The 3,133-nt window shown below is 46.1% G+C and carries 6 protein-coding genes; 5 read left to right on the top strand and 1 reads right to left on the bottom strand.

The genetic code is table 11. The features are described 5' to 3' along the window. The 4 genes from LAY57_RS35205 to LAY57_RS35190 form a co-directional block, all read left to right on the top strand. On the top strand, nt 1-207 hold a 207-nt coding region (locus LAY57_RS35205; RefSeq protein WP_249072079.1), incomplete at its 5' end, for a phosphatidylserine decarboxylase. 108 nt (nt 208-315) lie between these two features. Beyond that, on the top strand, nt 316-804 hold the full coding sequence (locus LAY57_RS35200) for a hypothetical protein (protein WP_249072076.1): 489 nt from the start codon (nt 316-318) through the stop codon (nt 802-804). Further along, on the top strand, nt 797-1,378 hold the full coding sequence (locus LAY57_RS35195; RefSeq protein ID WP_249072074.1) for a hypothetical protein: 582 nt from the start codon (nt 797-799) through the stop codon (nt 1,376-1,378). Before LAY57_RS35200 ends, LAY57_RS35195 begins: the two co-directional genes overlap by 8 nt. Then, nucleotides 1,375-2,097, top strand: coding sequence for a metallophosphoesterase (locus LAY57_RS35190; RefSeq protein ID WP_249072071.1), 723 nt, complete (start codon nt 1,375-1,377; stop codon nt 2,095-2,097). Before LAY57_RS35195 ends, LAY57_RS35190 begins: the two co-directional genes overlap by 4 nt. A 17-nt stretch (nt 2,098-2,114) precedes the next feature. On the opposite strand, the gene LAY57_RS35185 is transcribed toward LAY57_RS35190, so the two are convergent. Then, nucleotides 2,115-2,408 (bottom strand): hypothetical protein, encoded by a 294-nt coding sequence (locus tag LAY57_RS35185; RefSeq protein WP_249072069.1) that lies wholly within the window; start codon nt 2,406-2,408, stop codon nt 2,115-2,117. A 26-nt stretch (nt 2,409-2,434) separates the two neighbouring features. Here LAY57_RS35185 and LAY57_RS35180 point away from each other — a divergent pair, with 26 nt between their 5' ends. Beyond that, nucleotides 2,435-3,085, top strand: a complete 651-nt coding sequence (locus LAY57_RS35180) for a BUD32 family EKC/KEOPS complex subunit (RefSeq protein WP_249072067.1) — start codon at nt 2,435-2,437, stop codon at nt 3,083-3,085. Nucleotides 3,086-3,133: the final 48 nt, after the last annotated feature.

The raw sequence follows: 3,133 nt of genomic DNA, 5'->3' as shown, positions 1-3,133 counted from the left end.
TTTTGTGTAGGCAGTATTATCCAAACTTTTATACCAGGCTACGTAACCAGGGGACAAGAAAAAGGCTACTTCCGGTTGGGGGGTTCTACGATCGTACTGCTTTTTGAACCCGGAGCTATCCGATTTGATGATGATTTAGTTGCCGATTCAGAGCAAGGTTTAGAAGTTCAAGTTAAAACGGGAACTAGAATTGGTATAAAGCAATAATTATAAAATTGCGAATATTCATAAAGGAGTGTACTATAATTGTTGGAAAGCTCAGCTTGTGGGTGAAAGCCAACAGTAAGTCAATTTATAGTTATTCGGAGGATATCTGTGAAGAGTTTGATAGCACTCTTTGTACCGGGAGTAGCGTTTTATATATGTCTTTCCCTGCTATGGAATCACCCTCAATTTACCTGGCTCCACGACTGGGGTGCATACCCTTGGGAATTCTGGGGTATCAGTTTTTGTGGGATTGTAGCAACAATTGCAGGCGTTATTGATTGGCTATACCATCGGAAAAAACTTCGCATCGTAGGAGAATTGGAGCGCAAGTACGAGATGCTGGCTCTAGCCGGAGGCGTACCATTATTTATTTTGATGGCTGTAGCATCTTTAATAGAAAAACCGACAAATTTTCTGATACCAGTAATAATAGTAGTGCTGTACATGACAGTGCTGATCTGTTACGATGAATTCCTGTTCCACCGTCGATGTAAACCGTTCGAGACGACAATGCACCGACTGCTCGTTTTTGGAAATGGATTTGCTTGGCTGGCTTGGGCTCACTGGTGCTTCGTGCGCGGCGGTGCGTATGTCTGAAGCTATTCGTGCAGTTGACTTGCTCCGAGAAGCAGCACAGATGTATGATTCAGAGCAATCTCGTTTATCGGTAGCAGCACGCGATGCGTGGCGAACTGGCTTTGTCAGCGGTGGAGAATGGATGGTGCTGGCACTTTCAGAAATGCGGGGAGTACCGCCTGCTTTAACTCCGCCAAACCTTCAGGCACTTGGAATCATCAAATATAGCCTTGCTTGTGCAGCCGCACTGCTAGTAATAGGTATCGCCTTATGGACTGGGATAGAGCCGCTAGCGCTGTTGTGCATTCCCGCCTTTTATGCTGTAGAAGTGCAAATGGTGTTTCTATTTCCTATTGTTTTGGATGGCTATACCCATCCCTTCCGAGAAAGTAGAAAATGGACAGTAGTTCAGGGGGGAACTCTAAGTGCGATGAAAGTAGTAATGCCATTAGCAGCAGTAATGATTTTTGGGGGTTTCTTGGGGCAAGGTTTTATTCGTTCCTGGTGTTTGGGATGTTTGGCGGTAGTGCTTTGGTACGAAAAATTGCGCCAAAAGGTGTCAGAATCTAGCAATGCAGATGCTATCGTACAATGAAGTTACCCAAACTAACCGATCGCTTCCCCCTAGAGATTGGCACCTCTGCACCGTTATTAATTCGTCAAGAGTCAGTCCATTTGGGATTAGGTGGCGAGGAGTTGAAGCTACTGTTCGCCAGTGACTTGCATTTGGGAGGACGGCGTTCTTTACGAGCGATCGAGCAACTTGTGGCAGCGGTAACCGAAACTAAACCTAACCTGGTATTATTGGGGGGAGATTTAGTAGATTTCCGTTGGGGAATCCCTTTGCTTGAGTCTTGCGTTCTTCAGTTGGTAGCGCAAGCACCTGTATGGGCGATTTCCGGCAATCACGATGTCTGGGTAGGGATGACGGCAATGCGACGTGCAGTAGAAACAGGCGGCGGTTTCTGGCTAGAAGAAAACTCGGTTAAACTATCAACTATTAGGATAGACGGATTTGTCGATCACGATCCTACTTCCAGAGCGTTGAGAATTTTGTGTGCCCATAACCCAGCAGTATTCTCCTTCGCAGTAGCAGCTGGCTATAGTTTAGTATTGGCAGGGCATTTGCATGGATGTCAGTGGGTGTTTTGGGAACGCTTGAATCGGCTTTACCCAGGTGCTTGGTTTTATCGGTGGAATGGACTGCGGTTTGAATTAAATAATGCCACTTTAATAGTCAGTCGGGGAATGGGAGATACTTTGCCGGTGCGTTGGAACTGTCCGCGAGAGGTAATTTTATGCAATATTTTTTGAGTTGGATTCAAACTATCTTAATATGGTGTTTGTTCTTTGCCACCGATGTTTACGGTCACGTTGCTCTCTCTCCTTGCAGTCGGTGACGAGCAACAGCAGAATCTCAAACAGCTTTGGTCGAGCGCGATCTCTTTTTGGGGCTGGACAGCTTGGATTTCCTGGGCTGCTTCTGCTATCCTTTGGATGCTGGTTGTGTCAAAACATCCGCTACTGGAAGCTAGTTCTATTTCATCTGTGCGATATGTGCTAATCTGTCTGGCAGTATGGCTAGTATGGCGTGATGCCATCAGCTGGCGCGAAGTATTCGGCATTTTTTTCATTGCGTTGGGGATTGTTCTTGTTGCTCGGTAATCAATTGACACCTTCGTTGTTTTTGGGACGTTTGATTGGTGCAGTGCGGGTAAATGCGATCGCAAGAGAACAACAAGCTGGAAAATGGGTTTGGGTTAAGCGTCGCAAATTTTTGATGGATGCTGTAATTGCTTGCGGTAATATTTTTCTGTACTTCTCTAGTAGTCGCATCCAGATGTTTCCCAATTGCCTGGAGTGGCAGGAAGGGGAACTCCACTGCTATCGATTACTTTATAAAGAGCGGTTGCAGGGGGGATTAGCTGGAAAGCGGGGGATTTGGATTGAGGAGTTGCCCGGTCAAAGCCTTTTACAGATACTATGCGATCGAAACCTCTCGCTGCTCATCCTACGTGCTGCCGCTAATGAGTTTCTTCGCGCTCACAGTTTATTCTGCCCAAAGCTGCAAGATTATTGGTCTCATGGCGACCCCCATTTAGCCAACGTACTCTACGACTCCCATACCAAAACGGCGATGCTAATTGACTTTGAAACCAAGCACCAGCAGTCTCTGACAGCCCAAGAACGTCACGCTGATGATTTGCTGGTGTTTATTCTCGATTTACTGGGACGAGTACCGTTTGCAGACTGGTTGTATTTAGCAGTTGAATTTCGGGTCTTGCGGCATAATGGGGTATAATGTAGCGATCGCTACATTATACCGGTAAAGAACAATGGACTTTCATCT

The organism is Argonema antarcticum A004/B2 (assembly GCF_023333585.1).
Lineage (GTDB): Bacteria > Cyanobacteriota > Cyanobacteriia > Cyanobacteriales > Aerosakkonemataceae > Argonema > Argonema antarcticum.
The sequence above is the reverse complement of the archived record's forward strand: the minus strand, read 5'-3'. Positions and strand labels throughout refer to the sequence as shown.

Coding starts and splice junctions, on each gene's coding strand:
- LAY57_RS35195 (WP_249072074.1), top strand. CDS start 797: ATGTCTGAAGCTATTCGTGCAGTTGACTTGCTCCGAGAAGCAGCACAG.
- LAY57_RS35190 (WP_249072071.1), top strand. CDS start 1,375: ATGAAGTTACCCAAACTAACCGATCGCTTCCCCCTAGAGATTGGCACC.
- LAY57_RS35185 (WP_249072069.1), bottom strand. CDS start 2,408: ATGCCGAATACTTCGCGCCAGCTGATGGCATCACGCCATACTAGCCAT.